The organism is Desulfobacula sp. (assembly GCF_014237455.1).
Lineage (GTDB): Bacteria > Desulfobacterota > Desulfobacteria > Desulfobacterales > Desulfobacteraceae > Desulfobacula.
The window spans coordinates 54,000-60,305 of record NZ_JABZFL010000029.1; the positions used below are offsets into that span (position 1 = coordinate 54,000).

The window sequence follows — 6,306 nt, forward strand, 5'->3', positions numbered from 1 at the left end:
CATGATGGAGAAAATACCTCAACAATTAATGAAAAACAAAATTTCAACTGAAAATAATAATCTCTTTAGAAGGGGGGAAGAAGACAGGCCCCCGGATACAGGATTTAAATCCGGGGGTGTTGCTTGGCTCACGCCATATTATTTGCCACAAGTTCGGCGATATCCTGTGTCTTGATATCCTCGTCTTTGTCCAGCTCTTTCATACCGTCTTCGATCATGGTTAAGCAGAACGGGCAAGCCACGGCTACCGTCGCCACTTCTTGACCTGCGATTTCTTCTGATCGTTCCACGTTGATTCTTTTACCAATGGTCTCCTCCATCCACATTCTTCCGCCGCCGGCACCACAGCAGAAACTTTCCTGTCCATGCCGGTCAAGTTCTTTGAGTCCGTCTTTTGATATGGCCTCTAAAATTGATCTGGGTTGATCATAAATTGAATTGTACCGCCCCAGATAGCAGGGATCATGGTAGGTCAGAGCGCCTTCCAAAGATTTGGTTAAAGTAATCTTACCGGATTTTATGAGCTGGTCGATGAAGTCGGTATGATGGATCACTTCATAATTTCCGCCCATTTGCGGGTATTCATGCTTCAGCGCATTAAGGCAATGGGGGCAGGCTGCGATAATTTTTTTAACCTTGTAATTATTCAGGGTTTCAATGTTTTCCTGGGCCATCATCTGGTACATCATCTCATTACCGACACGTCTGGCAAAGTCGCCGGTGCATTTTTCTTCCTTACCCAGGATGGCAAAGCTGATATTGGCTTTTTGAAGGATTTTGACCAGGCTTTTGGATACTTTTTTGCTTCGATCATCAAATGACCCGGCACAGCCAACCCAGAGTAAATAGTCAACATCTGCGTCATCCGCCATTGTTTTAACGTCCAGGCCGTCTGCCCACTCGGCGCGTTTGTCATACCCGATGCCCCAGGGATTGCCGTTGCGCTCAAGGCCTTTAAGGGCCACATTCAACTCCTGGGGGTAGACGCCGGCCATCAAGGACTGTCCCTGTCTCATGGCCATGATGCGGGGAACATGCTCAATGGTCACGGGGCAGACTTGTTCACAGGCCCGACAGGTGGTACAGGCCCAGAGTGTGTCTTCGGAGATCACATCACCAATGAGCGGCTTTTTGCTGTTAAGCTCAGCCATTTGGGCTTTAATTTCTTCATTTTGTTCGGGATCGCCGTCCTCTTTTATAGTGGCGGCTAACTTAGCTCTTTTAATAAGGTTGTCTGCATTATCGAAGAGTTCAGCTTTCAGTGTATCATTGAAGTCATGCAGGTTTAACGGTTTGTCAGTGGTATAAGTGGGGCAGACCTCTTTACATCGGCCGCACTCGGTACAGGTGTAAAGATCCAGACCCTGTTTCCAGTTAAGCTGATGGATATGGTTGATCCCCAGGGATTCATCTTCCCAGACGGATTCATCTTCCAAATCCAGAAGTTTGGTCTTTTCATGGGGATATCCCAGATTCTTTAAAAACACATTGGGAAGTGCTGTAATGACATGAAAGTGTTTTCCCAGGGGCAGAAAATTAAGAAAAGTCAACTGGGTAATGATGTGCAGCCAGAACATAGTGGTCAGGATAAGCCTGTTGGCATCGGCACTGAAACCGGATATGAGGCTTGCTGCTCCCACGGAAACAGGTGTCCAGAGGAACTCGGAACCATATTGGGGGTTATTAAAAAAATGAAGATGATCAGGGTTATTATGCAGCATAATCAAGTTATACCGGGCGCCATCAAGTAAGAGATCGGAAATCATCAAAACCCCGATCATGCCTAAAACAAAATAGGCTTCCCATGTATTATGCAACCGTGTGGGTTTAAGAACGGCCCGGCGAAAGATGGCGTAAACAGCCATCAGCAAAACAATGCCTTCCATGACGTCTTTTAAGGCGATATACAGATACCCCAGTATGGAACCGTCTCCAAATAAAGGCAGCTGAAATCCTTTTACAAAGCCCTCTCCATATAAATTCAGGCTGCGGATTAACAGGATACAAAATCCCCAAAAAATGAAAGCGTGCATGATCCCTGCGGCCCACTCTTTTTTCCTTCCCACCAGTCGCTTCTGAGCCAGTGCGATAATCACGACATTCTTAATTCGGTCCATGATATGATTGACCCGATCCGTGGGTTCAAGTGCCATCAGCAATTGAATTTTTTGAACCATTGTGCGGCCAAAAATCGCCAGCCCGACAATCAGCAGTAAAGACATAAAAAGTGGGTTCATGGGTACCTCTTCCTAACTTCTAATTTTATTAATCTCTTCACGGAGAATCGGAACCACTTCAAAGAGGTCTCCGACAATACCATAGTCAGCCACGTTAAAGATGGGTGCTTCAGGATCTTTATTAACCGCCAGAATCGTTTTTGAACCGTTCATTCCCGCAAGGTGCTGAATGGCTCCAGAGATACCGATTGCCATATAAAGGGTTGGCGCAACGATTTTACCGGTTTGCCCGACCTGCTTGTTATGTGCCATAAAACCGCCATCCACCATGGCGCGGGAAGAACCAAATCCTGCGGAAAGATCATTGGCCAGTTCTTTGACAAGATCTATACCGGCTTGATCCTTGGCACCCCGCCCTACTGAAATAACAACGTCGGCATCGGCAAGATCGATTTCTCCGCTGGCATCTGATACGAGTTCCTTGATCACGGTCTTTAAATCAGGTGCCGGGGCAGAAAGCTTGACCACATTTTCGGTTCCGCTTATGCCTTCGTCTGCCTCAAATGCGCCTGCTCTGACAACTGCTACAAGTCGTTCAGTATTTACTTTAACACGTTGCATTACTTTATTTGCAATGGCGGGTCTTGTTACTTCTATTTGATCTCCATCAAGCGTTACATCGGTAATTTCAGTTGCGCACGCGGCCTCTAATTGAGCGGCTACTCTCGGCGCCACCGCTTTACCGCTTTCGGAAAAACCAAACCAGATCAGGTTGGCTTCAAATTGATTGGCTGCGTCAACGACACAGGATGCAAAAGGTCCTGCTGAAAAAAGTTCAAGATTGGCATCATCGGCAATATACTGGGTATCTGATCCGGCATTTGCCAAATCTGACGCCAATAATTCGATATTGGATCCAATCGCCACGACAGCGGTCTGGGCGCCAATGGCTTTGGCTTTTGATAAAAGTTCAGCTGTGCTGCCTTTTAGTACACCTTGTTTGATATCTGCTATTACAAGTACTTTAGCCATAATATTGTTTTCCTTATTTAAAATCGGGTAATATGCGATTAGTATTATAAAACCTTTGCTTCATTGGCCAGAAGATCGACGACCCTGGCTGTGATTTCAGCTGCATCGCCTTCAAATTTCTGTCCGGCCTGGCGTGATTCCGAAGCCATAAATTCAGCAACTTCCGACTTAAGCGCAGCACCTCCGACTTCATCGAGCGAAGTCCCTAATGCTGCCAGATCCATTACTTCGATCTTCTTTTTCTTGGCCATCATGATGCCGCGCATTGCGGGCAGTCGAGGTTCATTAATACTATCACTAACCGTTACCACGGCAGGTAATTCAACTTCAACAATTTCTGTTCCGGCATCTCCCAGCCGGGAAACTTTAACATGCTGGTCGTCCACGACTTCGATGTCAATTACATTACTGACGCATGGTATTCCCAAACCCTCTGCTAAAATAATCCCGGTCTGGCCGCTGTCTGTATCCTGGGCCTGTTTCCCAGTGATAACAAGATCATACTCACCTTTCTCATAGACCTTTTGCAGCACGTTGGCAAAAACAAATGAATCCGCCTTATCCAAGGCGGGATCATCAATATGAATACCATTTTCAATTCCCATGGCATAGCATTTTCGGATCATATCGGTGTTATCACTACCGCCGATGCTCACCAGGGTTGTCTCGGCCCCGTTATTTTCCTTTAACTGGACAGCGGCTTCCACTGCATTTTCGTCCCAGGCGTTTATAACATATTGCAACCCGTCTTCGACAATGGCGCCGTTCTCCACGTGAATAGTCAATTCCACATCTACTACTTTTTTTGCTGTTGTGAGAATTTTCAAATTATCCTCCTATTAATTATTTTTTTTGATTTGATCGCTTTCAGGTAAATTTGTGATATCCTTTTCGCATCTTTATCTTCTCTTGATGCGGTTTTCACCGCAAACTATTATTAATCCAGATTCCTCAACAGGAAAGGCAAGCGTCATATTAAGGGCCTGCCCCATTTCTACGGCAAGGGAGGTGGGTCTTGAGTTAGAAATCATCACCGGCAAACGCGCTCTGGCAGCTTTTTGAACAAGTTCATAACTGATTCTTGAAGATAGAACCAGGATGCTGGCATCAGACAGTGTACCGTCCATAAAGATTTTTCCAATCGCCTTGTCAAGCGCATTATGCCGACCCACATCCTCAGCAAAAGAAATCGCTTGCAGCTGGTCATCAAATATGATTGCAGCGTGTGACCCCCGGGTTCTCTGATAGTATTTCTGATTTTTGGAAAGTTTACCAATGCAATCAAAAACGTGATTAATTTCAACCTCAAAGCCATTTTCCGCCGGCGTTAATATCTGGTTGAGTTCCTTCATCATCTCCTTACCACAGATACCGCAACTGGTCTGGCTGACAAAGCCCCTTCTTTCAAGAAGATGCGGAATCTTTTCACGGCGCTCGGGTTTGAGCCAGATATCAATAATATTTGGGTCCAGATCTTTATCATATCCAATGGTCTTAAAATCATCCGGAGTATCCGCAATCCCCTCCCCTAAACAGAATCCTGCCGCGTGAAATACCTCTTCCCCGGGTGTTCTCATCACTACTGAGTAGTCCTTATCATCAATGCGGATCAAAAAGGGTTCCTCTCCTATCAATTCCAGATCCATTGTCTGGTCGAGAGTACCGGTCCTGCCGTCTCCTGTTTCACACCGAAGCGTTTGATAAAATTTGGTATTCTTTCCTGCACTCAATTGTTCCTGCTCCTATTATCAAACTGCCTGATGAAAAATTCTAAACTTTTGCAAGTTTTACAGCACAAACCTTGAGCTCCGGAATTTTGGCAATGGGATCATAAGCCGGATTGGTCAACTTATTGACCCTGGCCTCTTCAAAATGGAAAGGCATAAAAACCACACCTTTTTTCACCCGGTCTGTGATGGTAATCCGTGTTTCAATTTCTCCTCTCCTGGAAGCCATTTTGATCTTATGGCCGTCACCGATATCAAGTGACTTTGCATCTTCAGGATGAATTTCAAGAAATCCTTCAGGCACTTCATTATCAAGAGCCTTGGAATTTCGGGTCATGGTACCGGTATGATAATGGGCATAAACGCGTCCGGTGGTCATCCAGAACGGATATTCATCATCCACCACTTCTGCCGGCGGTTTATATTCAATGGCGTGGAAAAGCCCCTTTCCCCGGGAAAACTTCCCATCCTTGTGAAGGAACGGGGTTCCCGGATGTTCAAGGGATGGGCATGGCCATTGAAGCCCCGGCCCTTCAATGCGTTCATAGGTGATCCCGGCATAAGAAGGGGTAAGTTCTGCAATTTCCTTGAATATGTCCTCAGGAGAATCATAGTTCATTTCATACCCGATACGGTTGGAAATATCCATAATAATCTGCCAGTCCTGCCGGGCGTCGCCAACGGGTTCAACAGCCTTTCTCACACGCGACACCCGTCTTTCCGTATTGACAAAGGTGCCGTCCTTTTCTGCAAAGGAAACCCCGGGCAGCACCACATGGGCAAGCTTAGCCGTCGGTGTGAGGAAAATATCCTGAACAATAAGGAGTTCTATCTTTTCAAGTGCTTTTACCACATGATCTGCATCCGGATCCGACACCACCGGGTTTTCACCCATGATCCAGAGCGCCTTAACCTCTTCCTTTTCAATGCCGTCCATTAACTCGGGAATGGTCAATCCGATGTTAGTCGGCAATTCATCCACGCCCCAGGCCTGGGCAAATTTTTTATTGTCAGGCCCGATGGTTACGGGCTGGTACCCTGTATAAAAATTGGGAAGCCCGCCCATGTCGCAGGCGCCCTGCACATTATTCTGGCCTCTAAGAGGATTAACCCCGGTTCCGACTCTTCCGATATTTCCGGTCAGCATGGATAAATTGGCAAGGGATTTTACATTGTCGACCCCGGTGGTATGCTGGGTTATACCCATGCAGTAAACAATAGAGGCCCTTTTGGCTTTGCCATATTCTTCAGCAAGGGCTTCGATATCTTCTTGGGATACGCCGGTAATCTGTGAGGTTTTTTCAATACTGACGGTATCCATCTGTTTTTTAAATAGGTCAAACTCCTCTGTATTTTTTGCAATAAATGTC

At 46.2% G+C, this 6,306-nt stretch carries 5 protein-coding genes; all 5 read right to left on the minus strand.

From position 1 onward, the window contains the following. Positions 1 to 128 precede the first annotated feature (128 nt). Positions 129 to 2,237 carry a (Fe-S)-binding protein gene (locus HGJ91_RS04265; RefSeq protein WP_291346461.1) on the minus strand — a complete coding sequence of 703 codons (2,109 nt, stop codon included), beginning with the start codon at positions 2,235 to 2,237 and terminating at the stop codon, positions 129 to 131. A 12-nt stretch (positions 2,238 to 2,249) separates the two neighbouring features. Beyond that, positions 2,250 to 3,209 (minus strand): electron transfer flavoprotein subunit alpha/FixB family protein, encoded by a 960-nt coding sequence (locus tag HGJ91_RS04270; RefSeq protein ID WP_291346462.1) that lies wholly within the window; start codon positions 3,207 to 3,209, stop codon positions 2,250 to 2,252. 44 nt (positions 3,210 to 3,253) lie between these two features. After that, positions 3,254 to 4,036, minus strand: coding sequence for an electron transfer flavoprotein subunit beta/FixA family protein (locus HGJ91_RS04275; RefSeq protein WP_291346463.1), 783 nt, complete (start codon positions 4,034 to 4,036; stop codon positions 3,254 to 3,256). A gap of 72 nt (positions 4,037 to 4,108) precedes the next feature. Beyond that, the gene (gene fdhD, locus HGJ91_RS04280; protein ID WP_291346464.1) at positions 4,109 to 4,939 is read right to left on the minus strand and encodes a formate dehydrogenase accessory sulfurtransferase FdhD; all 831 of its coding nucleotides are present in this window, start codon (positions 4,937 to 4,939) and stop codon (positions 4,109 to 4,111) included. 40 nt (positions 4,940 to 4,979) lie between these two features. Continuing rightward, positions 4,980 to 6,306: molybdopterin-dependent oxidoreductase (locus HGJ91_RS04285; RefSeq protein ID WP_291346465.1), on the minus strand; the 1,327-nt coding region annotated here is incomplete at its 5' end.

What these genes read in the sequence shown, in the direction of transcription:
- HGJ91_RS04265 (WP_291346461.1), bottom strand. Translation starts at nt 2,237, where the DNA reads ATGAACCCACTTTTTATGTCTTTACTGCTGATTGTCGGGCTGGCGATT.
- HGJ91_RS04270 (WP_291346462.1), bottom strand. Translation starts at nt 3,209, where the DNA reads ATGGCTAAAGTACTTGTAATAGCAGATATCAAACAAGGTGTACTAAAA.